At 44.2% G+C, this 26358-nt stretch carries 22 protein-coding genes; 14 read left to right on the forward strand and 8 right to left on the reverse strand.

Annotation, left to right across the window (positions count from 1 at the left end):
• Nucleotides 1–39: 39 nt before the first annotated feature.
• The 12 genes from VCM39_RS12865 (at nucleotide 40) to VCM39_RS12920 (ending at nucleotide 12904) form a co-directional block, all read left to right on the forward strand.
• Entirely contained in the window at nucleotides 40–1440 is a 1401-nt protein-coding gene (locus tag VCM39_RS12865; RefSeq protein WP_007485072.1) for an anthranilate synthase component I family protein, read from the forward strand.
• A 5-nt stretch (nucleotides 1441–1445) separates the two neighbouring features.
• On the forward strand, nucleotides 1446–2012 hold the full coding sequence (locus VCM39_RS12870; RefSeq protein WP_002560840.1) for an anthranilate synthase component II: 567 nt from the start codon (nucleotides 1446–1448) through the stop codon (nucleotides 2010–2012).
• A 4-nt stretch (nucleotides 2013–2016) separates the two neighbouring features.
• Nucleotides 2017–3012 (forward strand): anthranilate phosphoribosyltransferase, encoded by a 996-nt coding sequence (trpD, locus tag VCM39_RS12875; RefSeq protein WP_322932514.1) that lies wholly within the window; start codon nucleotides 2017–2019, stop codon nucleotides 3010–3012.
• A 118-nt stretch (nucleotides 3013–3130) separates the two neighbouring features.
• On the forward strand, nucleotides 3131–3916 hold the full coding sequence (trpC, locus tag VCM39_RS12880; RefSeq protein ID WP_221649032.1) for an indole-3-glycerol phosphate synthase TrpC: 786 nt from the start codon (nucleotides 3131–3133) through the stop codon (nucleotides 3914–3916).
• Between the two features lie 22 nt (nucleotides 3917–3938).
• On the forward strand, nucleotides 3939–4556 hold the full coding sequence (locus tag VCM39_RS12885; protein WP_221649033.1) for a phosphoribosylanthranilate isomerase: 618 nt from the start codon (nucleotides 3939–3941) through the stop codon (nucleotides 4554–4556).
• 21 nt (nucleotides 4557–4577) lie between these two features.
• Nucleotides 4578–5351, forward strand: a complete 774-nt coding sequence (trpA, locus tag VCM39_RS12890) for a tryptophan synthase subunit alpha (protein ID WP_221649034.1) — start codon at nucleotides 4578–4580, stop codon at nucleotides 5349–5351.
• A 130-nt stretch (nucleotides 5352–5481) separates the two neighbouring features.
• Nucleotides 5482–6528, forward strand: coding sequence for an asparaginase (locus VCM39_RS12895; protein ID WP_002560845.1), 1047 nt, complete (start codon nucleotides 5482–5484; stop codon nucleotides 6526–6528).
• 686 nt (nucleotides 6529–7214) lie between these two features.
• Nucleotides 7215–9626, forward strand: coding sequence for an LruC domain-containing protein (locus VCM39_RS12900; protein WP_322932513.1), 2412 nt, complete (start codon nucleotides 7215–7217; stop codon nucleotides 9624–9626).
• Nucleotides 9627–9825: 199 nt separating this feature from the next.
• Entirely contained in the window at nucleotides 9826–10191 is a 366-nt protein-coding gene (locus VCM39_RS12905; RefSeq protein ID WP_044095214.1) for a response regulator, read from the forward strand.
• 8 nt (nucleotides 10192–10199) lie between these two features.
• Nucleotides 10200–11357, forward strand: coding sequence for a sugar transferase (locus tag VCM39_RS12910; RefSeq protein WP_322932512.1), 1158 nt, complete (start codon nucleotides 10200–10202; stop codon nucleotides 11355–11357).
• Nucleotides 11358–11370: 13 nt separating this feature from the next.
• Nucleotides 11371–12255: a hypothetical protein gene (locus VCM39_RS12915; RefSeq protein WP_322932511.1), complete on the forward strand. Its 885-nt coding sequence runs from the start codon at nucleotides 11371–11373 to the stop codon at nucleotides 12253–12255.
• Between the two features lie 22 nt (nucleotides 12256–12277).
• Nucleotides 12278–12904, forward strand: coding sequence for an acyltransferase (locus tag VCM39_RS12920; protein WP_322932510.1), 627 nt, complete (start codon nucleotides 12278–12280; stop codon nucleotides 12902–12904).
• A 244-nt stretch (nucleotides 12905–13148) separates the two neighbouring features.
• Here VCM39_RS12920 and VCM39_RS12925 read toward each other — a convergent pair whose 3' ends face one another.
• The 3 genes from VCM39_RS12925 to VCM39_RS12935 form a co-directional block, all read right to left on the reverse strand.
• Nucleotides 13149–13412: a YtxH domain-containing protein gene (locus VCM39_RS12925; protein WP_221649040.1), complete on the reverse strand. Its 264-nt coding sequence runs from the start codon at nucleotides 13410–13412 to the stop codon at nucleotides 13149–13151.
• A 51-nt stretch (nucleotides 13413–13463) separates the two neighbouring features.
• Nucleotides 13464–13712, reverse strand: a complete 249-nt coding sequence (locus VCM39_RS12930; RefSeq protein ID WP_002560852.1) for a GlsB/YeaQ/YmgE family stress response membrane protein — start codon at nucleotides 13710–13712, stop codon at nucleotides 13464–13466.
• Between the two features lie 167 nt (nucleotides 13713–13879).
• The gene (locus tag VCM39_RS12935; RefSeq protein WP_289294177.1) at nucleotides 13880–15499 is read right to left on the reverse strand and encodes an ABC-F family ATP-binding cassette domain-containing protein; all 1620 of its coding nucleotides are present in this window, start codon (nucleotides 15497–15499) and stop codon (nucleotides 13880–13882) included.
• A gap of 257 nt (nucleotides 15500–15756) precedes the next feature.
• Between VCM39_RS12935 and VCM39_RS12940 the strand changes: the two genes are divergently transcribed.
• Entirely contained in the window at nucleotides 15757–16335 is a 579-nt protein-coding gene (locus VCM39_RS12940) for a nucleotide exchange factor GrpE (RefSeq protein ID WP_085929647.1), read from the forward strand.
• A 9-nt stretch (nucleotides 16336–16344) separates the two neighbouring features.
• Nucleotides 16345–17517 (forward strand): molecular chaperone DnaJ, encoded by a 1173-nt coding sequence (gene dnaJ, locus VCM39_RS12945; protein WP_221649042.1) that lies wholly within the window; start codon nucleotides 16345–16347, stop codon nucleotides 17515–17517.
• 168 nt (nucleotides 17518–17685) lie between these two features.
• Here the strand turns inward: dnaJ and VCM39_RS12950 are convergent, their stop codons facing one another.
• The 5 genes from VCM39_RS12950 to VCM39_RS12970 form a co-directional block, all read right to left on the reverse strand.
• Nucleotides 17686–19320, reverse strand: a complete 1635-nt coding sequence (locus tag VCM39_RS12950; RefSeq protein WP_322932509.1) for a RagB/SusD family nutrient uptake outer membrane protein — start codon at nucleotides 19318–19320, stop codon at nucleotides 17686–17688.
• A gap of 12 nt (nucleotides 19321–19332) precedes the next feature.
• A complete protein-coding gene (locus VCM39_RS12955) occupies nucleotides 19333–22077 on the reverse strand; it encodes a SusC/RagA family TonB-linked outer membrane protein (RefSeq protein WP_322932508.1) in 2745 nt (914 codons plus the stop codon).
• Nucleotides 22078–22344: 267 nt separating this feature from the next.
• The gene (locus VCM39_RS12960; protein WP_322932507.1) at nucleotides 22345–24405 is read right to left on the reverse strand and encodes a GDSL-type esterase/lipase family protein; all 2061 of its coding nucleotides are present in this window, start codon (nucleotides 24403–24405) and stop codon (nucleotides 22345–22347) included.
• Complete coding sequence (locus VCM39_RS12965) at nucleotides 24402–25067, reverse strand: SGNH/GDSL hydrolase family protein (RefSeq protein ID WP_221649046.1); 666 nt, start codon at nucleotides 25065–25067, stop codon at nucleotides 24402–24404. The genes VCM39_RS12960 and VCM39_RS12965 overlap by 4 nt, the downstream gene beginning before the upstream one ends.
• A gap of 20 nt (nucleotides 25068–25087) precedes the next feature.
• Complete coding sequence (locus VCM39_RS12970; RefSeq protein ID WP_289294160.1) at nucleotides 25088–26251, reverse strand: cyclically-permuted mutarotase family protein; 1164 nt, start codon at nucleotides 26249–26251, stop codon at nucleotides 25088–25090.
• Between the last annotated feature and the right edge of the window lie 107 nt (nucleotides 26252–26358).

The following is a 26358-nucleotide window of genomic DNA, read 5'->3' on the forward strand; positions in this document are numbered from 1 at the left end:
AAATCGTAAATTGTAAATCGTCTAATCGTAAATAACCCCATGTTTAATTATAAAACCAATAGCAAACAGGTACTTGGCGACCTGCATACTCCGGTAAGTATCTACCTTAAGGTACGCGATATGTATCCGCAATCGGTACTCATGGAAAGCTCAGACTTCCATGCCGGAGAGAATTCCATGTCATACATCGCTCTCTGCCCACTGGCAAGCGTAGGTGTCAACAACGACCTTGTCACTACTACCTATCCGGACAATACCCGCGAAGAAAAGCCGTTGACAGAAACCTTCACAGTAGAAAATGCCATTAACAGCTTCATTAACTGTTTCCATGTATCGGGAGAACACAAGGAAGTATGCGGACTCTACGGTTATACCACTTTCAATGCCGTGAAATACTTTGAACATATCCCCATTAAAGAGAGCCACGACCAGATGAATGATGCACCGGATATATTGTACATCTTATATAAGTATATCATCATCTTCAACCATTTCAAAAACGAGCTTACGCTTGTAGAAATGCTCAGCGAAGGAGAAGAGAGCGGATTGCCGGAACTGGAATCTACCATCGAGAACCGTAATTACGCATCTTATAACTTCTCCGTGACCGGTCCGGTAACAAGCCCCATCACCGATGAGCAACACAAAGCAAATGTTCGCAAAGGTATCGCACACTGTCTGCGTGGCGATGTTTTCCAGATTGTTTTATCGAGAAGATTCGTACAGCCTTATGCCGGTGATGATTTCAAAGTATACCGTGCTCTGCGCAGCATTAACCCTTCCCCTTATCTGTTTTATTTCGACTTTGGCGGTTACCGCATCTTCGGTTCATCTCCCGAAACACACTGCAAAATTGAAGGTAAACAAGCCTGTATTGATCCCATAGCAGGAACTACCCGCCGCACAGGCGACTCTATCAAAGACAAAGAACTCGCAGAGGCTCTGCTTGCAGACCCGAAAGAGAATGCAGAGCATGTCATGCTGGTAGATCTGGCACGAAATGATCTCAGCCGCAACTGCCATGACGTGCGTGTAGTGTTCTACAAAGAACCACAGTATTACAGTCATGTGATCCATCTGGTCAGCCGCGTCAGCGGAGTACTCAACCAAGAGAGCAGCTCCATGAAAACGTTTATCGACACTTTCCCGGCAGGTACTCTTAGCGGTGCACCCAAAGTACGCGCCATGCAACTCATCAGTGAGATAGAGCCGCACAACCGCGGCGCCTATGGTGGTTGCATCGGATTCATCGGACTAAACGGAGACTTGAACCAAGCCATTACAATTCGTACCTTTGTGAGTCGTAACAATGAACTGTGGCTCCAGGCAGGAGGCGGTATTGTAGCCCGTAGCCAGGACGAATATGAATTGCAGGAAGTAAACAACAAGTTGGGTGCATTGAAGAAAGCAATAGACCTGGCAGTAACACTTAAAAATTAAAGACAATGAAGATATTACTTTTAGATAACTACGACTCTTTCACTTATAATTTGCTGCATGTAGTGAAAGAATTGGGAATCAAAGACGTAGAAGTATTCCGCAACGATCAGATTGCACTCAGTGAAATAGAACGCTTTGACAAGATCATCCTCTCACCCGGTCCCGGTATACCGGAAGAAGCCGGTCTGTTATTGCCCATCATCAAACAATATGCCCCAACCAAAAGTATTCTCGGCGTTTGTCTGGGCCATCAGGCTATCGGCGAAGCATTCGGTGCCACACTGGAAAACCTTACGGATGTATACCATGGTGTACAAACTCCGGTTCATATCATCAAAGACGATATTTTGTTTCAGAATCTGGAACACGAAATACCCGTAGGGCGCTACCATTCATGGGTAGTAAGCCGCAACGCCTTCCCGGAGTGTCTGGAAATTACAGCCGAAAGCCAGGAAGGGCAAATCATGGCATTGCGCCATCGGATGTACGATGTACATGGCATTCAATTCCATCCCGAATCGGTGTTGACACCACAGGGCAAAGTTATCATTCAGAACTTTTTAAATGCATAAATGTATGAAACAGATTTTATATAAGCTCTTCGAGCACCAATACCTGGGACGGGACGAAGCCCGTATCATCCTGCAAAACATAGCACAGGGCAAATACAATGATGTACAGGTGGCATCCCTGATCACCGTTTTTCTGATGCGCAATATCTCCGTAGAAGAATTATGCGGTTTTCGCGATGCTTTACTCGAGATGCGGGTCCCTGTCGATCTGAGTGAGTTCTCTCCTATTGACATTGTAGGCACGGGTGGTGATGGAAAAAACACCTTCAATATTTCTACAGCAGCCTGCTTCACAGTAGCCGGAGCCGGTTTTCCGGTTGTGAAACATGGAAACTACGGAGCAACTTCCGTTAGTGGTGCCAGCAATGTAATGGAACAACACGGTGTGAAATTCACCAATGATGTTGATAAGTTACGGCGTTCTATGGAGAGATGTAACATCGCTTATCTGCACGCTCCCCTCTTCAACCCGGCACTCAAAGCAGTAGCTCCGGTACGCAAATCACTGGCAGTACGTACGTTCTTCAATATGCTTGGTCCATTGGTCAATCCGGTACTACCGAGCTACCAGCTGTTGGGCGTCTACAATCTGCCGTTGCTTCGTCTGTACAGCTACACTTATCAGGCAAGCAATATTAAGTTCGCAGTAGTCCACAGCCTGGACGGATATGACGAAATATCCCTGACAAAGGAATTCAAAGTAGCTACCAGCGAGAGTGAAAAAATTTACACCCCCGAAAGCCTCGGTTTCTCTCGTTACACAGAGATGGATCTGGACGGTGGAAACACACCGGAAGATGCCGCAAGGATATTCGACAACGTACTGGCAAATACAGCTACCGAAGCACAAAAAGATGTAGTAATTGTCAATGCTGCCTTTGCCATCAATGTGATTTGTCCGGAGAAACCAATAGAAGAGTGTATTGCCCTTGCCCGCGAGTCGCTGGAAAGCGGAAGGGCACTGGATACGCTTAAGAAATTTGTAAATAGTGGTGAGTGATTAGTGATGAGTGATTAGTGCCATGCGGATGATCGCGCAGCCCACTAATCACTAATCACTTATCACTAATCACTTATCACTAATCGCTCATCACTAATCATTAATCACTATTTTTCCTATGCCCGATATATTATCAGAAATTATCGCTAACAAGCGGATTGAGGTGGAGTTGCAGAAGCAATCCATTACAATCGAACAATTATACGAAGGGGTTAGTGACGCCCCTCCTACCCGCTCTATGAAACAGGCATTAGCTACTTCTTCCAGTGGTATTATTGCCGAGTTCAAACGCCGTTCTCCCTCCAAAGGCTGGATAAAGGAAACAGCCAGTCCGGAGGAGATCATTCCCGATTATGCCGCTGCTGGTGCTTCTGCACTATCTATCCTTACAGATGAGAAATTCTTTGGCGGAACATTACGTGATATCCGTATCGCCCGCCCGTTGGTGGATCTGCCCATTCTGAGGAAAGAGTTCATTATCGACGAGTATCAGCTCTACCAGGCCCGTATCGTAGGCGCCGATGCAGTGCTGCTTATTGCTGCTGCACTCGAACAGGACGAATGCCATGCACTGACTGCCAAAGCTCACGAACTCGGTCTTGAAGTTCTGCTCGAAATTCATAGTGCAGACGAGCTTACTTATATAAATAAGGAGACAGATATGGTAGGTATCAACAACCGTAACCTCGGGAGCTTTCATACAGATGTTGCCAACTCCTTCCGTCTGGCAGAACATTTGCCGGAAGACATCATACGCGTATCCGAAAGCGGACTTTCTCAACCAGAAACCGTATCTCAGTTACGCGATGCCGGTTTCAGAGGCTTTCTTATCGGCGAAACCTTTATGCGAACCGGGCAACCGGGTGAAACACTCAAAGATTTTATAGATAAAATAACCACATAATAACTCTTAATCCCTCAAGAAAATGGTAAACAACAAATTAATCAAAGTTTGCGGCATGTGTGAAGGAGAAAATATCCGTGAAGTAGAATCACCGGACATCGACATGATCGGGTTCATCTTCTATCCCAAATCTCCACGTTACTTATGCGAAATGCCCGATTATATGCCTGCCAATGCCCGCCGTGTCGGAGTCTTTGTTAACGAAGATAAGCAGACAATAGAAATGTTTGCCGACCGTTTCAGTCTGGACTTCATTCAATTACACGGAAATGAATCGCCGGAATATTGCCGGTCACTCCAGTTGTCAGGGCTGAAACTTATCAAGGCATTCCCTATAGCCAGCAGAAAGGATCTGCAAAACGTACACAATTACAGCAATTTCTGCAAATACTTTCTCTTTGACACAAAATGCGAACAACGCGGAGGATCGGGCAATCAATTCGACTGGAGCATTCTGCATATCTATAAAGGACGTACTCCCTTCATACTGAGTGGCGGTATCAATCCTTATAGCGCCAAAGCACTCAAAGAGTTTCAGCATCCCCTACTGGTGGGCTACGATCTCAACAGTCGCTTTGAAGTAAAACCGGGAAGAAAAGATGCGCAACGTATCCATCAGTTTTTAAACGAATTACGCTAACAATAAAGAAAGAATAAGAACATGAATAGAATCAATCAACTCTTCAGCAGCGATAAAAAAGACCTGCTATCTATCTATTTTTGTGCCGGTACTCCTACATTGGAGGGAACAGCCAACGTTATCCGCACCCTCGAAAAGCACGGTGTAAGTATGATTGAAATCGGAATTCCGTTCAGTGATCCAATGGCAGACGGCATTGTGATTCAGAATGCAGCCACACGGGCACTTCGCAACGGCATGTCGCTCAAACGGCTTTTCGAACAGCTTCACGACATCCGTGAAGATGTGAAAATTCCACTTGTATTTATGGGATATCTGAATCCTATCATGCAGTTTGGGTTTGAAAACTTCTGTCGCCAATGCACTGAATGCGGTATTGATGGGGTTATTATTCCCGATCTTCCCTTTCGCGACTATCAGGAACAATACCGCCCCATAGCCGAACGTTATGGTATCAAAGTAATTATGCTTATCACTCCCGAAACCAGCGAAGAACGCATACGTGAAATAGATGCCCATACAGACGGGTTTATTTATATGGTATCTTCGGCTGCCACTACGGGTGCCCAGCAGGATTTTGATGTGCAAAAGCGTGCTTACTTCAAGAAGATAGACGAAATGAAACTGCGCAATCCGCGCATGGTGGGTTTTGGCATTTCGAACAAAGCTACCTTCCGTGCAGCTTGTGACAATGCGCGGGGAGGTATTATAGGCAGTCGATTTGTTACTTTACTGGAAGAAGAAAAAGATCCTGAAAAAGCAATCCTACGACTGCTGGAAGCAATTCGGGAGTAAGTTGATGAGTTGATGAGTTTGTGAGTTGACAGGGGGGACAAGTTGTCAACTCACAAACTTACCTAACGATAATCCATAAATCATAATAAATTTATATCTTTGTCGCCGATTTAACAAAAGAGCCACAGATATGATAGCAAATTGCCCTTCCGTTTTGTTAATATATACTGGAGGAACTATCGGAATGATAGAAAACCCGGAAACAGGTGCCTTAGAAAATTTCAACTTTGACCACCTGCTGAAACACGTCCCCGAATTGAAACGTTTTAATTACCGGATCTCCTCCTATCAATTCGACCCTCCCATTGACTCTTCTGATATGGAGCCTCTTTACTGGGCAAAGCTCGTAAAGATCATCAACTATAATTATGACAACTTCGATGGCTTTGTCATTTTGCACGGCACAGACACAATGGCCTATACTGCTTCGGCTTTGAGTTTCATGCTTGAGAATTTAAGCAAACCAGTCATCCTCACCGGCTCACAGCTTCCTATCGGAACCCTGAGGACAGACGGAAAGGAAAATCTGATAACCGCCATCGAAATAGCCGCAGCCAAAAATCCGGACGGTACCGCTATAGTACCGGAAGTATGTATCTTCTTCGAAAATCACCTGATGCGAGGCAACCGTACCACTAAAATCAACGCCGAAAACTTCAATGCCTTTCGCTCATTCAACTATCCGGCATTGGCACGTGTCGGTATCCATATTAAATATGAACCTAATTTAATCCGCAAACCAGATTTCTCCAAACCACTGAAACCACATTATCTGTTCGATTCCAATGTGGTGATATTAACTCTTTTCCCCGGCATACAGGAAAGTATCGTCACCTCCCTGCTTCACGTGGAGGGATTGAAAGCGGTGGTATTGAAAACTTTCGGTTCGGGAAATGCCCCTCAGAAACCCTGGTTCATCCAACAGCTAAAAGAGGCTACAGAACGAGGCATTATCATTGTCAACATTACCCAATGCTCTTCGGGAGCGGTAGAAATGGAACGGTACGAAACCGGAATACAACTATTGCAGGCAGGTGTAATCAGTGGATACGACAGCACCCCGGAATGTGCAGTAACCAAACTGATGTTCCTGCTTGGACACGGATTGAGTAACAAAGAAATCAGATACAAAATGAACTCTTGCCTGGTGGGAGAAATAACGAAGTCAATAGGATAAAATGAAATAGACAATATATTCCCTAACTCCGAAGTTTTCAATCAACCGATATAGAGTCCCAGGGAATATTTTCGGTATTTAGCTAAAAATCAGGCATTAGTCCTAAATAATAAATAATAGATTACAGATGAATATTTTTATCCTGTTGGGTTCCAATACACAATCATTAATCTTCTTGAATAGTAACCGGAGCAGAGAAAACACAGTTCTTAATAGTAAAAATTCAATAAATATATCTATTATCAACTAAAAATATTTTTCTATATACTTACCTTGATCCTCCCCAAATACAGACATCTCAATCATATATTGAAAGAAGAAACAGTCAAAATAAGCATCATGATAACAATAACCTGTTACTGTAATCCATGACTCCTCTGCTTGTAAAGAAAATCCAATAATAAACAATGAACAGAATATACAACTTTTATTACAACCATCTTTTACAACACGCAAACAAGCACAGCATATACCACTGATAAACAGAGAAATAAAAGTTATTGAAAGAGCAACAAAAGAAAGTTGCAATATCCATCCAATAATATCTAAAAAGATGTTAACAAGCAAAACTTTATCTCCCCTAACAGGTTGTTATCATACAATAAATAGATATCTTTGTGATAAATAGTAAAGGCTATTTGTTGTTATAGCAAATTACAGTAGACAAAATAAGCAATATTTAATGTATGAAAATTAACTTCCGGGAATCACTGGCAGCTACATTTATAGTAAGTGGAGTTGTTTTTAGCAGTTGTGTAGATAGCGATAAGAACTTCTATGATCCCAATTACCGTGCTCAAAATCCAATGGGTAACATAAGTGCTCCTAATGGCTTTGACTGGTTATTATTCTCTTCGATAAACCTCAATGTGAAGGTTAACGACACTTTTAACGGACAATATCATTATACAGTAGAAGTGTTCGACAACAATCCTGTAATATCTCCGGATGCAACCCTCCTGACCAAAGGATTTGCCAAATTGGGTCAGGACTTCACTACCGAATTGCCCGTATCCAATTCGATTCCGCTGCTTTACATTCGCCAGACTGCTCCGGATGGATTGGCATCAATCCGTGCGTACAGCACAGAGAACGGTGTCGTTAATTGTGATTTCAGTACTCCGGTGACTACACAAGCTACCAGAAGCATGAGCACACGGGCATCCACGACAATGACAGCACCAGACAGTGAAGATAAAAGTATATTCCCCGAAGCATCACCCACAAATGAAATATTCGATCAAAACAACTTTAAAGCCAACGGCAGTTATAAAGTTACTGCAAAGACAACCAAAATAAATATTTGGGCGTCAGGGGTTAGTTTGTATGTTACCGAAAACATAACGCTGAGCGAAGAAATATACCTTGCTGCCAATTGCAAACTATTCATACTGCCCAATGTGACTGTAACAATGCCACAATCAAAGAATAATGGCCAAAGCAACTGTCTGATTTCAGTAGGTAAAGGGGCAACATTAAAGATAGAAAACGATATGCAACTGGATAGTAACTATAAGTTGTATAACCAGGGTACTCTCACCGCCCGTAATGTCACTTATGCCAACAGTTCTTTCATCTATAATGGAGAAAAGGGTATTATAAATATCTCCGGTAAACTGACCGGCACGAACGGAAACTCTAACATGCTGAATGAAGGAGAAGCGACTGCCACCGATATAGCTATCACAGGTGATAGTCATATAAAGAATATCAATAAAGTAACCGTATCCCAACTGACTAACCTCAACTGTACAAACGGCTCATGGGAAAATGAAGGTGAATGGACTACCACGAACATGCACATAGAAGGCTGGAATGATTATAGCCTCAACAAATGCAAACTAATCGTCAATCAGCTATTAGATCTGCACGAAGCTAAAATCATAAATGACGCCGGTGCATTTATTAAGACCAGCAGGCTGTATATGGACAACACATTAATAGAGATGGGTGCCAAGGCTATGTTTACAGTAGAAGAGCAAGCCGAATTCCGATATCATACAAAAAACAGAGGGTTCAAGGGTACAGGCAACGAGAAAGCACTTCTCAAAATAAAAAAAGCAGTTGCTACGAATCCCGACAACAATGACATGATTCATTATTCCGGAAATTTACAGATTGTCTGTGATGATCATCCGGATTCTAAAAGAGATCAATGGGGGAATATTCGTTGGACAATGACAGGCGGTGCCGAATGGGCAAGTGAATCTACCAATCCTGTAGAAATCGCCAAATCAGAATGTAGTGAAGGCTCTGTTACCAATCCGCTTCCTCCAACTGAACCGGAATTCCCGACTATCATAGAAACAGCCAATAAATACACACTGCTGTTTGAAGACCAATGGCCTCTCTACGGCGACTATGATATGAATGACATTGTAATACAGCTCAAAGGTTTGAAGTATGAACTTGACAGTAAAAACAAAACGAACAAAGTAACATTCACTGTTACCCTTCGTGCCGTAGGAGCAACCAAAGCTATCGCCGCCGCTGTAATGTTAGACAAAGTACCGGCAAGCAGTATAAACAGCATTGTATACAAAGCCCATAAACCCACCACATTCAATCTTCAAAACAGTGGAGTTGAAGCAGGTCAGAGCCAGGCTGTGATACCTCTCTTTGACGATGCACACAAATTAATGGGAAAGAATACAAGAGAGTTCATCAATACCCAGTCTGGCAGTGACAATAATGTAAGCAACAGTGATCTTCCCGAAATAGAAATCACTGTAAACCTGACCAATAGGATAGAAGAAAGTGCCTTCAACATCAACAATATGAATTTCTTCATCATCACCGACAGAGCCCAGCAGAGAAAAGAAATCCATATGCCGGGACGTCAGCCAAGCGATTTGGCCAATACCCAACTGTTCGGAGGAAATGATGACGGGTCAACGGGTACGAAATATTACATAAGCAAAGAGAATCTTGCCTGGGGTATCATCATACCACAGTCGTTTAAATGGCCTTTGGAGTATCGCAATATTAAAGATGTATACAAGGAGTTTGAAAGTTGGGTAACCAGTGGTGGTACAGAGAACCCCAAATGGTATACTACCTTCGACAACAACGGCACTTTCCAGAACAATAAAAATTAAAAATAAAGTAAAAGCCGGAGAATAAGAAAATCCGGCTTTTATTTTGTCCGGGAAACAGACTTTATTTGAAAACAGAAAATAACTTTATCGTAAAAGAACACAGTTATAAAAATATTATATATATTTGCACGGCTTGAGACAAGAAAGGCATCAATCACGTATCAACAAAGCAAGCAAAGTAAAAAGTTTTATTATAGACATGAGAAAAAAAATATTGCTCATTGATGACAAGGCATCCATCGCAAAAGTAGTTTCCATCTATTTGGGAAAAGATTACGATTTCACCTATCATGAAAATCCTATTAAAGCCATTGAGTGGCTGAATGAAGGGAACGTTCCGGATCTTATTATCTCGGACATCCGTATGCCGGAAATGATGGGAGATGAATTCTTGCTTTACATGAAACGAAATGAGTTATTCAAATCCATACCTATTATTATGCTTTCAAGCGAAGAAAGCACAACAGAAAGAATCAGGCTTCTGGAAGAGGGAGCAGCCGATTACATCCTAAAACCATTCAATCCTCTTGAACTTAAAGTCCGTATTAAAAAAATTATAGACTAAGTCTTTCTATGCTACATCTTATCTATATCGGAAGATACGAAAAAACGATTAAACGCTTTTCCAAACTCCCCAAAGGGGAATTTTACAATGTAGCTACATGTGATAAGGCTATCAAAATAATAGATAAGATACGGGAGAAGTTTGATATAATCATATTATACGAACAGACTAATACACAGACAGATATCAAAGATATTGAGTCTTTGCGGAAAAAGTATCCCGGTATCTATATGGTATTAGTGATGGATTCACTTACACAACAAGAAAGTCTGCAATATCTGAAAGCCGGTATCAACAACACCATACCGTTTGAAAGCCCTCAGGATGCAATAGACAGCCTGATAAGCTTTCAGAAACGCAGAAAGCAACAAAAGATAAAAGACCTGCAAAAAAGAGGAGAAAATATACAAACATTCAGACTTCCTCTCTGGAAAAGATATTTCGATATACTCTTTTCGGGCACTGCACTGTTAGGTTTGTCTCCCTTACTCATTATCACTGCGATAGCTATCCGCCTGGAGAGCAAAGGAGCCATTATCTATAAATCAAAACGCGTAGGAAGCAACTATGAGATATTTGATTTCCTGAAATTTCGTTCCATGTATACGAATGCCGACAAGCATCTGAAAGACTTCAACTCCCTGAATCAATATCAAGCCAAAGAAGAGACAACCGAAGATATCATCTGGGGAGAAATGCCCGAGCTTAGCGAAAATGAAGACGGGATAGTACTAATCTCTGATGATTTTGTCATTTCAGAAGAAGCGTATATCAACAAAAGAAGCCACGAACAGGAGAATGCATTTGTCAAACTCGAAAACGATCCGCGTATCACACGAGTAGGACGTTTTATTCGTAAATACAGTATTGACGAATTACCTCAGCTTATCAATATATTGAAAGGAGACATGTCAATAGTAGGTAACCGCCCTTTGCCCTTATACGAAGCAGAGCTACTGACCAGCGATGAATATATTGACCGCTTTATGGCTCCGGCCGGATTGACGGGACTTTGGCAGGTAGAAAAGCGGGGAGACTCAGGAAAGATGTCGGCAGATGAGCGTAAACAGTTGGATATTAAATATGCCAAAACATTCTCTTTTTGGATAGACATGAGAATTATCCTGAAAACTGTTACTGCATTTATACAAAAAGAAAACGTATAATATATACAGCTTTATGGCAAACACTCTTTTCTATACAGCAGACAGTATACTCTTTCTCTGCATAGCGATAGCTGCTATCTATCTGTTTATTTTTGCTTTAGCAGCATTATTCAGAAGATCAGAGAAATATCCGGCTACCGGAAATATGCATCGTTTTATACTTCTGGTTCCTCCGGGAACAGAAATCTGTAAACAAAAGTATCCGGAAGAGTTATACACCCTGCTCACTTACGAAAATCTGTATCAGAGTGTAAAAGAACTGGATGAGTCGCTATACGACATAGCTATCATTTTGGGAGAAACAACCAACGTATCTCCGTGCCTGCTGAAAGAAATCAATAATGCATACGGATCGGGAACAATGGCCATGCAACTACACCACGTCATTGAATGCCGTCCTACCCGAAAAATCCGCTGGAAAGCAATTTGTGAAGAAATCCGAAATTCAATATTCAGGCAAGGACATGTCCAGGCAGGACTTTCTTCGGCACTCGAAAAAACGGACATTGCCATAGACTTCAAATGGCTGAAACAAAACCTGAGAAGTCCGAAGAGCAATCTGGAAAGCAGATTATTACAACAGAACATCTATATAGAATATATGGACCACATCCATGTATATAGTAACACTCCTCGTCCCCGCCCCTATTCTATGTCAAAGCAAAAGGCCGTTTCAAAGCTTCCTGTAGTACTAATGGAAGGTAACTGGGATTATGCAGACAAATTATTCCGACAGCTTTTGCCTTCATGGGGAATCCTTCTTCTTGTCAGCAGCATCTGGTGCATCATAGCTACCTGTTATGACTGGAGAGCTTCTTTGAGTTGGTGGTTCCTGTTGTTCGCCCTGTTATTTACTCTCTGCCTGGCTATCCCCGATTATCTGGTAGAAAAGAAGTAATCTCCAAACCCAACAAACATATATGGACATCAGAAAGCTAAAACATAACATTAAGCAACACCCGGGCTTAAAACAGGCCGTACACAGATTCATTATGCATCCGGTAAAAACACGCCCCAACTGGTGGATACGTCTGTTTTATTTTGCATACCTGAAACGGGGGAAAGGTTCGGTTATTTATCGTAGCGTACGCAAAGATCTTCCACCGTTCCGTAGCTTTTCACTCGGCAAATACTCAGTTGTAGAAGATTTCTCGTGTCTCAACAATGCCGTGGGAGATTTGATTATCGGAGATTATACCCGCGTGGGATTAGGAAATACGATCATAGGTCCTGTACAGATAGGCAATCATGTAAACCTGGCACAGAATGTGACTGTAACCGGATTAAACCACAATTACGCAGATGCCGAAAAGCCGATTGATGAACAAGGAGTAAGTACTGCCCCTGTGAAAATAGAAGACGACGTGTGGGTAGGTGCCAATGCAGTCATTCTACCCGGAGTGACACTTGGAAAACATTGTGTTGTAGCTGCCGGGAGCGTTGTAAGCCGTTCTGTTCCGGCTTATACAATATGTGCCGGAAGCCCTGCACGTATCATCAAACGCTATGATCCGGTAAGCAAAGAATGGAAAAAAGAACTCAAGTAACTATATATAGTGAGAAATACTACGTAATATACCTTATTTAAGGGATTGTGGCTATGGGGTAAACACTCTATCTTTGCAGTATCAGAATTTAATTAATTAGTCATAATTTTATTACGTAGCCACATTTAAGTAAAATGAAACAGTATCCTGTCGAAGTGATTTCGCCAGGATTTTGTTTTTTATATACAAAAAAATCCCCGAACAAAACAGTGTCCGGGGAGAACATATATATAAAAAGGTAGGCTTATTGGCCTACCTCACTTAGTTTTTCCTTTACCTCATTGGCCTTATCCGCTACTTTACCTGCAACCTTAGCACCTGTTTTCACAGCTTTTACTTTTGCATCTTCCATTGCAGCTTCGGCATCTGCCTCAATCTCATGAAGGGCATTAAACACATCATTTTTCAGTTTCTTAGCTTTCGCTGTGCGCGAAAAGTGATAAACCAACGCACCAATGGCAGAACCTAATCCAAGACCTACCAGAAATTTAGCATTTCCACATTCCATAATCAAATAATTTTATGTTAGTTAATAAAATAAATACATTACAAAGGTAACTTACTGTCGCGAATGACTAAACAAAGATGCAATCCACAGAAACAGAACAGCACCTACAACAGAAGTTATCAAACTACCGATAATCCCCGTTGCCGCCAATCCAAGTAAAGCAAAGACCCAGCCTCCGAGTACACCGCCAATAATTCCTAAAACAAGATTGACCAGCAGCCCAAAGCCACCTCCTCTTGTTATTTTACCAGCCACATAGCCGGCAATAATTCCTATCAGAATATACCAGATAAAATTCATAATATTCTCTTTTTGTATTGTTTATACAAGGAACGTATCTCCTCTGTGAAAAGTTCGCAAACAGAAGAGGGAATTAACGAGAATTTAGGAAAGACATGATTATAAAAAAAGGCAGTATAGAAATAAATTCCTATACTGCCTGCGTCTAATATAAAAAGGATCTTTTTTTATTTATCGCCGTACATCTTAGCTCTCAACTCCTTAATATGATCGGAAGTAATATATTCATCATATTCCATCATCTTGTCAATGATGCCGTTCGGAGTCAGTTCGATCACACGATTTGCCACAGTCTGAATAAATTCGTGGTCATGTGAAGAGAACAGGATATTACCTTTATATGTTTTCAGGTTGTTATTGAATGCCTGAATAGATTCCAGATCGAGGTGATTAGTCGGCGTATCTAAGATCAGACAGTTTGCATTGCGAAGCTGCATACGTGCAATCATACAACGCATCTTTTCACCACCCGAAAGTACACTTACCTTTTTCAAAACTTCTTCTCCAGAGAAAAGCATACGTCCCAGGAATCCTTTCATATATACTTCATTCCCTTCACCATACTGCCCCAGCCAATCTACCAGATTGAGGTCAGTGTTAAAGAACTCCGTATTATCCAACGGCAAATAAGCGGTAGTAATCGTCACTCCCCAATTGAAGTGTCCGGCATCCGGCTTCATATTGCCATTGATTATTTCAAAGAAAGCCGTCATGGCGCGTGGATTGCGTGAGATAAACACGATCTTATCTCCCTTCTCAACGTTAAAGTTCACGTCATTGAACAGCACTACGCCCTCTTCGGTCTTCTTACTCAAACCTGAAACCTCAAGAATCTGATTGCCCGGTTCACGTTCGGGTGTGAAGATAATGCCCGGATACTTACGTGAAGAAGGTTTAATCTCTTCTACATTCAGTTTCTCCAACATCTTTTTACGGCTAGTAGTCTGCTTGCTCTTAGCTACATTGGCGCTGAACCGGCGGATAAATTCTTCCAGTTCTTTCTTCTTCTCCTCAGCCTTTGCTTTCTGGTTCTGTTGCTGACGGAGAGCCAACTGACTGGATTCATACCAGAAACTGTAGTTACCGGCAAACATATTGATTTTTCCGTAGTCGATATCAACCGTGTGTGTACATACTGAGTCAAGGAAGTGACGGTCATGGCTCACCACCAATACGGTATGTTCAAAGTTTGACAGATATTCTTCAAGCCATGTCACTGTCTCCATATCGAGGTCATTGGTAGGCTCGTCCAGTAGCAAGTTGTCCGGATTACCATAAAGTGCTTGCGCCAACATCACACGTACCTTCTCTTTACCACTCAGCTCACCCATCAACACATAATGTTTGTTTTCTTTAACTCCCAGGCCACTGAGCAACATGGCAGCATCACTCTCGGCATTCCAGCCGTCAAGCTCAGCAAATTTCTCTTCCAGTTCGGAAACCTTCAACCCGTCTTCATCGGTAAAGTCTTCTTTGGCATACAACTCTTCGCGTTGCTTCATGATGTCCCACAACACAGTATGTCCCATCATCACAGTATCCATTACCGTGAAAGCATCCCACTTAAAGTGGTCCTGGCTCAACACTGACAGACGTTCGCCCGGACCTAATGTTATATTTCCGGTAGTCGGATCAAGATCGCCATAAATTGTGCGAAGGAAAGTGGACTTACCTGCACCATTGGCACCAATAATACCATAACAATTCCCACTTGTAAACTTCAAATTTACATCATTGAACAATACTCTTTTACCAAACTGTACCGAAACGTTTGAAACTGTAATCATCTTTTATATTTACGATTTTAACTATTTACAATTTACGATTGAAATGTCTGTAATTCACAAACAGGTTGCAAAGATAGACATTTTTAATGAATTACATGCTATGCAGCATGTGTCAATCTGACAGAAAAGCATTACCTTTGCAGCGTTTTTTGACATGTTTAGCAGATTGGCAGAGTTTTTGCTGGGAGGCAGTTACATTGTAACGTCCTATTGACATGAAATTGAATCCATTTATTAAGAACAAAAAAGATAAAGATATGAATCCTAAAGAAAAAGAAACAGCTAAAGAACAAGAGTTGAACGCTGAAAACCTTGCAGACGAACAGTTGCAGGATACAGAAAATACGGAGGAAGCAGCTCCCCTGACCAAAGAAGAAGAGCTGGAAAAGCAGTTGAAAGAAGCTGATGCAACCATTGAAGATCAGAAAGATAAATATCTGCGCCTCTCTGCCGAATTCGACAATTACCGTAAACGTACGGTAAAAGAAAAAGCTGAACTGATCTTGAATGGAGGTGAAAAGAGCCTGAGTAGTATCCTGCCTGTGGTTGACGATCTGGAACGCGCTATCCAAATGATGGATAAAGCAACAGACGTAGCAGCCGTTAAAGAAGGTGTGGAACTTATCTATAACAAATTCATTTCTGTATTAGGACAAAATGGCGTAAAAGTAATCGAAACCAAAGATAAGCCTTTGGATACAGATTACCACGAAGCCATCGCAGTGATTCCCGCACCGTCTGAAAAACAGAAAGGAAAAATTCTGGATTGTGTACAGACCGGATACACACTGAACGATAAAGTACTGCGCCACGCCAAAGTGGTAGTTGGAGAATAAAATATATATATGGAAAAGAGAGACTACTATGAAGTGCTGGAGGTATCGAAAACCGCAACAGCAGAAGAAATAAAAAAAGCGTATCGTAAAAAAGCCATTCAGTATCACCCGGACAAGAACCCGGGCGACAAGGAGGCGGAAGAAAAGTTTAAAGAAGCAGCCGAAGCATATGACGTGCTGAGCAACGAGGACAAACGTGCCCGTTATGATCAGTTCGGTCATGCAGGTATGGGTGGTGCTGCCGGAAATGGTGGTCCGTTTGGCGGCTTCGGTGGAGGTATGTCTATGGACGATATTTTCTCCATGTTCGGCGATATCTTCGGAGGTCGCGGAGGCGGCGGTTTCGGAGGCTTCAGTGGTTTTGGAGGCGGAGGCAGTCAGCAACAGAGACGCTATCGTGGCTCTGATCTTCGTGTGAAAGTAAAACTGACGCTGAAAGAAATCTCTACCGGAGTAGAAAAGAAGTTCAAGCTGAAAAAGTATGTGCCTTGTACACACTGTCATGGAACGGGTGCAGAAGGTAACGGTGGTTCTGAGACTTGTCCGACCTGTAAAGGTAGCGGATCGGTAATTCGTAACCAACAGACTATTTTGGGTACGATGCAGACCCGCACCACCTGCCCCACTTGTAATGGTGAAGGTAAAATCATTAAGAACAAGTGTAAGGAGTGTAGCGGTGACGGTATCGTATACGGAGAAGAAGTGGTAACCGTTAAGATTCCGGCCGGCGTAGCAGAAGGCATGCAACTCTCCATGAGTGGAAAAGGTAATGCCGGAAAACATAACGGTGTACCGGGTGATTTACTCATCCTGGTTGAAGAAGAGCCACACGAAAGCCTGCTCCGTGATGAAAATGATTTGGTATACAACTTACTTCTCAGTTTCCCGGCAGCAGCCTTGGGAGGAGCTGTTGAGATACCTACCATCGACGGAAAGGTAAAAGTAAAGATTGATGCGGGTACACAGCCGGGTAAAGTGCTTCGTTTGCGTGGCAAAGGCTTACCAAGTGTTAATGGATATGGTACAGGAGATTTACTGGTAAATGTAAGTGTCTACGTGCCCGAAGCATTAACAAAAGAAGAAAAGAGTACACTTGAAAAACTGGATACTTCTGATAATTTCAAGCCCAATACTTCTGTGAAGGAAAAGATCTTTAAGAAGTTCAAGAGCTTCTTTGATTAAGAGATTGCCTCAAAAGTCTGAGAAAGCTATCAATCCATAACTTTATAAACGCAGATTAACGCTAATTATCGCAGATTTAATTTAATCTTTGCTCAAATTAGCGTTAATCTGCGTTTTAACGATAGTGAGTTTTACTTTTGGCCATCCTCTTTTGTATCTCTCCCCCTCTTATTTATACCCCGGATTCTGAACCAGATTCAGATTCATACGCCTCACCTTATCCGGTATGGGGAATACCGTAGTATACCCACTCGCTTCGCCAGCCAACTGTGGCCGGCTGCTATACGGACGGGTGAATAATCCAAACCTCACAAGATCCTGTCGCCTCCAGCCTTCCCAGGCAAATTCCAGTTGGCGCTCATCAAGAAGGGTATTCAAGGTAGCTTCCCGGTAAGGAGCAGCCACACGGGAACGTACCCGGTTCAACTCTTCATCACCGTTCTCTCCGTTGCGGACTTTTGCTTCACTCTTCATCAGCAGCACGTCGGCATAGCGATAAAGCACAATATCATTCTCCATCAGTTTACCGTCTTTCGTGCCCGTATCATCTACTTCGTACTTCTTCATACGGGCTCCTGCTGTCTTCTCATAAGGCTCATTGGATATATCCAAAGCCACCTCCCAGGGTAGGTATTCAAGTATCGTACCGTCGTCCAGCCTCACGACGTTTCCTTTCAAGTCATAAACAATGCCGGCGAAGTAGCACTTGTCAAAACGGGGATCAACCTGAGGAGTGCCATAAGCAAAGGTTTTCAGAACCTCAATAGTGGCACTTGAACCATTCTCTCCGCTCAAGCCATATGCCTTGGCATGGTTGTAGTGACGCGAACGGAAAAGATATTGCATCTGATTGGTGTACAGGTTCTTATTCATCGGTATAATAAAAATATTCTCGGCAGATGATTCGTTGAATACGGCAAAGTTGGCTGCATAATCTTCTTCAAGCCGGTAACCGGATTTCGTGACAGAATCACAATAAGCCTCAACGGTCTGCCAGGCATTAAGCTCTTCACCACCTACATTAAAATAGATGTTTCTGCCATCCGGCCGTATGCCGTCCGTCCAGTCATTATCGGTATATACCTCTGCATTCAGAGCCAGTTTAGCCAAAAGGAAATGAGCAACGGGGCGGGTAATGCGTCCATAATAAGTACCGGGCAGATTGCTATGGGCAGTGCTCAGTTCGGGAGCCGACTGCTGTAACTCGCGTACAACAAAATCATAAACCTCCTGGCGGGTGGACTGTTTTACTTCTTTCACCGGCATAGAAGAAGACAATACCAACGGAACATTTCCAAACAAATCTACCAGATGATAGTAATACAGGGCACGTAATGCTCGCACCTCTGCTTCATAGGCCACTAACTCCCTGTCGTTGTGCGTCCCGGCATACTGCGCTATTCTTTCCAGCGATTTATTACTTAAACCTATCACTTTATACAAATATTCCCAGGTGGCTTGTATAGCATCATTATTGACACCCCAATTGTGCAGATAAAGCCCCTGCCAGAAACCACCATCATACCAGTCGCCACCCCGGGTGGGCATTATAGCCTCATCGGTAGTGAAGGTATTCAGATCGTAGATACCGCGTCCGGTGCCCTGCAAGCCCTGGCTGTCACTGTATCCGCCAATATTGTTGTACAATGAGGCGACTGCATTGAGATACAAGTCGGACAAGTTTTTATATGCTTCTTCCTCAAAGATGCGGTCTCTCGGTTTCTCACGTAAAAAGTCATCACAGGATAGTTGCACCAGTGATAACAGCAGAAAACATGCTATATATATAAATGAACGTTTCATCGTAGCTCCTTTTTAAAAGTTAATACTCAAACCTACTGTATAAGTCCGCGCCAGCGGATAACCACGTTTATCATCTACTCCTAATGTAGAGTTGACGGTGGAACTATTGATCATCGGAGAAAGTCCGGAATAGCCGCTAATGGTAGCCAGGTTATTGACCGTAAGTGCCAGACGAAGTGACCGGATATACTTCTGAGCCTTTGCTAACGGGACATTCCAGCCGATGGTAAGATAATCGAAGTTGACGTAATCTCCCTTTTCCAGCCAGTAGTCGGTGGCGGTCTGATCTTTTATATTTCGCCGGGGGGCCTCTTCCATCACATTATAATCGGGGAAGATGTTCATATTCATATAAGTCAGCGAAGTGCCGTTGTAGACCTTGTGTCCGAAAGCTCCGTTGATCTGTACCGAAATATCAAAACGCTTGTAACGGAAACTGATGTTAGATCCCAGTAAAGTTTTGGGCACTGCCTGCCCCGCCACATAGCGGTCTTCACCGTCTTCAAGACTGATGCCTCCTCCGTTCAGATCGGCTATGCCATAGGTATATCCGCCATCGCCATCAGAAACAAGCCCGTCGCTGTGCGGAAGATAAAAAACACCGAGCGGTTGTCCCACTATCTGATAGACGATGTGATTGTATCCTCCATGAAAACCTGCACCGTCAAGGCTTGCCAGGCTTTTATACTCCGGTGCCGAGATATTCTCGCCATTATAGACACCGCTCAAAGAGAGTAGTTTGTTGCGCTGAAAGGTAATATTGGCATTGATATTCAGTTCCATATCCGGCGTTTTGAGTGGAGTGATACCAATGGCTATCTCGGTACCGCTGTTACGCATGGAACCGATATTTGCCAGCAGCGTGTTGTAGGTAAAGGGAGGCACACTGACGTTATAAAGATAGAGCATATCGGTGGTCTTTGAGTTGTAGTAATTGACAGAGAGTAGCAGGCGGTTGCCAAACATCCCTAAGTCTGCCCCGGCATTAAACGTATGCTTCACCTCCCACTTCAAATCGGGGTTTATATTCTGCATCTCTCCCAGGGTAACTACTGCCGAATTGCCCACAGGCACTACCCCGTTGGGCCTCACCAATCCGAGGGTGGTGTATGAGTCTATCCCGTTCTGATTTCCCGCCAATCCGTAACCTACACGTAGTTTCAGATTGTCAACCAGAGGGATACGTTTCATAAACTCCTCTTCACTCACCGCCCATGCTGCGGATACGGAAGGGAAAAAGCCCCACTTATGATTGCTCCCGAACTTGGAGGAAGCATCCGTACGGGCATTCACGGTAAGAATATAGCGGTCGGCATAGGTATAATTGAAGCGCCCCATGAAGGAAGCCAGATGTGGCTCTTCATAATAAGAATTCGTACCTTCCCAAAGGCGGATTGCACCTGCCTGAAGGTTGTCATATCCAAACTGGTCGGAACTAAAGTTTGTAACGGTGGTATAATATCCGGTATAGGTCTCCTTCTGAAGTTCGGCAAGTGCCAGTACATCAAAGAAGTGTTTCCGCCAGTTCTTCTTATAGCTCAGCATCAGGTTGCCAAGCAGAGACTCCATCTTCTTCGTCCCTTTGTATGCCTGCCCGTGTGCCCAGACCGATGTGGGGAGATACTGGGAGTTCTCTACAATATTGTAGGTGTATGCACCAAACATGACGAGCTTTAGATCATCCATCAGATTGAACGTCAGCCGGGCATGTGTGCTGATGTGAGAAGTAGCATCATGGTCTTTCACTTCCATCCATGCCAGCGGGTTGGTGATCTGGCTGGCACTTGTGATCTGATCCCACGAACCGGTTTCCGTATTCTTATGATTGGGAAAGGTGGGATTGAAAGTAGCCGCAGAGTAAAATGTCTTCTGGTAATCGAACAAGTTATGGTTCTTTTGCACGGAGCCGAACATGCCTAACTCGCAACGGATAAAGTTGCCAAAAATGTTCTGGCTCATATTCATGTTGGATGTAAAATTCTTCATATCCTGATTTTGTATCACCCCCTGCCGGTCTACATATCCCAGGGAGACACGGTAGCTGGAGGCATCGGAACCGCCATAAAAGGCGATATGATGATTCTGCTGAAATCCGGTTTGTTCTATTTCTTTCTGAAAATCGGTATTGTTTCCCAAATCCAGAATGGAAAGTCCCCGCTCACCGGCCACCTGCCGAAAGCCGTTTGCCGATAGCATGCTGAGATTCTTGTAAACGGAGGTTATACCGAAACTACCATTATAGCTGACGCGGGTTTTGCCGCTAATACCCTTTTTGGTAGTCACCTCTATGACACCGGAAGCCCCACGAGAACCGTACTGGGCAGTTTCGGAGGCATCTTTCAGGATAGTAAAACTTTCGATGTCAGTGGGATAAATGGAGGCAAGCATATTCAAATCGCCAAATACCCCGTCGACGATGATCAGCGGATCGTTGCCACTGGTCAAGGAGGTGGTACCCCGCAAGCGAACGGCATCCAGGGCGGCCTGCCCGTTTGTTCCCCGTTGTATGGTTAACCCCGGCACACGGCCACGGATTGCATCGAGAGGATTCGTGATCTGATCCCGGTTCATCTGTAACTCGGTGATCTTCTCAACGGAACCGGACAGATTTTTAATACTTCCGGTGGCATATCCTACGGTTATTAAAGAATCGAGCGGAACTAGCCCGGACTTCTGGGCCACGACATCCGAAAAAAGAAACAGAGAAAAGAGGCATAGGAGAGAAAATCTCAAATGTGTAGTGTGGTGTTGCTTCATGTTATCTCTTTTTTTAAGGTATATACATCTTCAATATACATTTATAACAAAAAAAAGGATAGAGGGGTTCGTGAAGCAATGAATTTTATTCCGGCTTCCGGAATGTCACGGAACAGAGCCTATGAAATCAGTAACAAAAAGACGCTATATGAGCTGCATATAGGCAACGCCTTGCCTGCATGCAGTAAAGGCGTGGACTACATGCAGGCAAGGCGTTGCCTGTAAAAGGGTATTCGGAGATGTTATACAGCAGGTATTTGCTCGCTCTTAATAAGATCGGAAAGTAGAAGCCGGCAACCCCTGAGCATTCACCAGATTGGCACGGGTGAAAGGTTGCCAGCCATAACGCACATAACGGGGATGCTTCACCTGATCGCTATATACTTTTATCCGGTCGCCAACGATCTCGGCTTTGGCCGGATAGAAGAGCCCTTCGGTTTCTGCCACTTCAAAAGTCCGCAACGCTTTGCCATCCGAAGAAGACATTCCATCGGCAAAATCAAACGAAACATAAGCAGCCCCTTTGCGGAACTCTGCACTGCGGAACAAGGGTCCGGAAGGTACAACCGCTTTCATGCCATACGTACGGTTCAATGCCTGACGTGCCAGACGCTCGCCCACCGGTTTCTTATTCTTAGGATGTACATCCAGCGAATCACCCTGATCGCTCGAAACAGCCATGCCCGTATGAGGTATCTCCTTCAGCAACCTGCGCTGGCTATCGCGAAACCACGGCCACGAAGGACGGTCCATGGAAGAGAGCTGTACGTAGTAAAACGGAAGTTCCGGATTTTCCCAATTCTTGCGCCAGCTATCTACAAGCAGGTGGAACAGCTTCTCGTGCGTCTCGTAATCGGGAGCATTGGATTCTCCCTGATACCAGATCACTCCTTTCACCGGAAACTTATCCAACGGGAGGATGCCGGACTCATACAGATAACATGGTTCATAGGGGTGACGCTGAAACTGATTTGTCGATTTCTTAACATTCAGCGTAGCGCGTGCGCGTATCCAGTTTTGCGGATCGCCCTTCGCCCAGTTGCGCAATAGGACAGGAAGGTGAAACTCCAATGCATGCCTGCTCACCCATGCTTCTGTGGGCGAACCACCAATCGCATTGCAAATCAAACCAACGGGTACATGCAGGCTATCCTGCAACATCTTCCCGAAATAGTATGCCACAGCAGAAAAATCAGCAGCACTGGCCGACGTACAAACCGTCCATTGGCTATCTTTATAATATTGCAAATGGTTCAGAGAATCGAGTACGGACACCTCCCACTCTACAGGATTGGTACGCCAACGGGCTTTCATATCCAGCAAACGAATGTTATTATTGCCACTTTGAGGAATATCCATCCGGGCCGTAGAGGCTTCTTTCAGCATAAACTCCATATTGGACTGCCCCGAACAAAGCCATACTTCTCCTACCAACACGTTGGAAAAGTGTAACCGGGTCTTTCCGGCAGAGACAGTAAGTGTATGAGGGCCTCCCGCCTGCATGGGTTTCAGACGCACGCACCACTGTCCGTCCGATCCGGTTTTAGCCCGTTGCTTTTGTCCGGCAATGCTTACCGTTACTTCTTCTCCGGCATTGGCAGTACCCCGCACTTCCAACGGACAATCACGCTGTAGCACCATGTTATCACTGTATACCTGCGGCAGACGAAGGCCACCATAATCACCGGTGATGGCCGAGCAAACCGTTTGTGCCAGAATCCCTGCTCCTTCGGCAGTGGGATGTACCGCATCCGGAAGCATAAAGGGATAAGGATAAAGGGGAGTATGAAAGTCTATCAGTTGTGCCCCGGCAAGCTCGGCCACCCTTTCAATGGCCTGTTGTATCTGTTCGTGCCAGTCGCGCGTGCCCGACTCAAAACGGGAGTGGCGGTTGGTTATGGGAGTCATTCGCGCCACCAGGATACGCACCTTCGGATTGACTACACGGAAAGAGTCGATCAGCGCCAGATAGTCTCTGACGAAATAATCACGATAATTGGGCCAGTCGCGCGGATCGGTATCATTGATGCCCAGATGAATCACAACAACATCTCCCGCGAAGGTCAATGCCCGCTGAAATTCCTTCTGTCCGATATAGGGACGATGCCCTTTATTCAGCAGTGTGGCCCCTGATTTACCAAAATTTCCTACCACATACCCCTCTCCCAACATCCGTTGCAGTTGGGCAGGATACGCATCCCGTTCCCGGTTTTCAATCCCGGCCCCATACGTAATGCTGTTTCCCACACAAGCCACCCTTACCGGCGTTTGCGCTACAGCAACCAGGCTACAAAGAACCAGCAAATAACTCAGTACTATCTTTCTCATTTTCCGTTAACATAAGGTTTAACAATCTCCACCCATTTCAGATAACCTTTACCCAACAGGTGTAATCCGTCATTCGTATCATCCATATTCATTTTCCCCGTTGCCGGATCGACAAAATGAGCGTAAAGGTCGATATACGTAAGCCCCCTCTCCGTAGCCAGCCGGAGTATCCCTTTGTTGATCTTCTCTACTTCTTCCCAACGGGAAGTGTGGCCCTTAAACAGTCCATAATGATCGGTCACCGGGAGTACACTTTGCAGATATAACTTCGTTCGGGGCGAATCTGCCTTTATTTTAGAGGCAATCATGCCGATGCGCTGCACAATGGTGTCTGCCGGAGTACCCCGACTTACATCATTAATGCCGATCAGCAAAAAGATCTTCGCAGGTTTCCCTTTCAGAACCGCATCCAGGCGATCATACACTCCCATGCAGACATCACCGCTGATCCCTCTGTTCTTGACATGCTTATTGCCAAGCAACTCGGCCCACTCCGCTCCGTTTGTGATACTGTTTCCCAGAAAAATAATATCCTTCGAGGTGACGGGTAACTCTTCAAACAAAGTAGCCCGCTGATAATAAAACGTTGAGTACTTCCGCTCCTGGGCATTGCCTGCAACAGATACAAGCAATAGCACAATAAAAATCCACTTGTTCTTCATAAATTATTCCTTCTTAATGTTCATTCAATTACGATCTTGCAAATTTGTGCTGTACGAATGCCGGGCTTTGTCTCACCACCTATAACGAAGACTTCTTGTTGCCTTCCTGCCAAAGCAGCACCGGCACGTGCCAGACCGGAAGATTGTCCCCATTCATCCCAGCCGTTCCGGTGGATATCATATACCATCAAGCGGTTGTTAAAGCGATACCAGCTTACGGGTTGCGTCAGATAATTTTCTTTAGTAACCCGGCTATAACTTCCGCTGATTGCATCCAGAAAAATCTCTTTGTTCACTCCGCCTACACAAAGAATAAGACTGTCCGAGCAGGCTATGGAGGCCCCTCCCGTCAAAGTAAGAAGTTCGCCTGTGGCCGGGACCACAGGTGCCGATACGGGTTCCCATGTTTTCGATGCCGGAAGATACCGATAGCCATCCGTAGCAACCGTGGCCTCCTGATTCTCTCCTAAGGAAGGTGAAAAGCCTCCCCAAATGTAGAGCGCATCCTCCTGAGCAGTACAAACCGGTTGCACACGTGGAGCTCCGGGCAAGGCTGGCTCTTCCTTCCAGCCCTCAGCAGGATTCTCCATACTCAAAGAGAACAGAGAAGCAGAGGGAACACCTGCTTTGTTACCCCCGAACACATAAAGAACATTCCCAAGAACAGCGCCTGCCATATTATCTAAAGCAAAAGGTAACGCGGGCAATGTGTCAAGAATAGCAGCGTCACCTGTGGCATTCAATGACAAAGAGTAGGTGGCAGAAAGCCTGCCTGCGGAATGATTGCCACCTACAAAGATCAGTTTATGAGGCAGTGAAAGCGTTACTCCATAGGCAGCCTCAACGGGGAGTTCACCTATTTGGGTCCATGTCAATGTAGAGTCGTTGGCAGGCAGGCCCCTATATATGCCTTTATAAAAACGTTTTTCACCTCCCTCGGAAGCAGGTATACCAGGGAAATTACAACCGCCTGCAATGATTAGTTCGTCGTTTATAAAACCGGCATAGCATGCCGACACTCCCAGAGAGTATCCGGGCTCATAATCCGGAAAACCGGAGATATGCTCTATACGTATGGCACAAGAGGCGGCCTTCTGCCCGGAAGAGGAGGTACATGCCGGGAGCAGACCGCCCGTGATTACAGTGGCGATCAGTGACAGGACTATGAGAGAGGACTTTTTCATAATATATAGATCATGGAAGATTTTACCACAGAGTAACACTGAATTAAATCTTTATTGAAACGCAGATAAACGCAAATTTTCGCAAAGGGAAACAAATAGATGATAAG

Origin of the sequence: Bacteroides mucinivorans (assembly GCF_034654355.2) — a bacterium.
GTDB classification, from domain to species: Bacteria; Bacteroidota; Bacteroidia; order Bacteroidales; family Bacteroidaceae; genus Bacteroides; species Bacteroides nordii.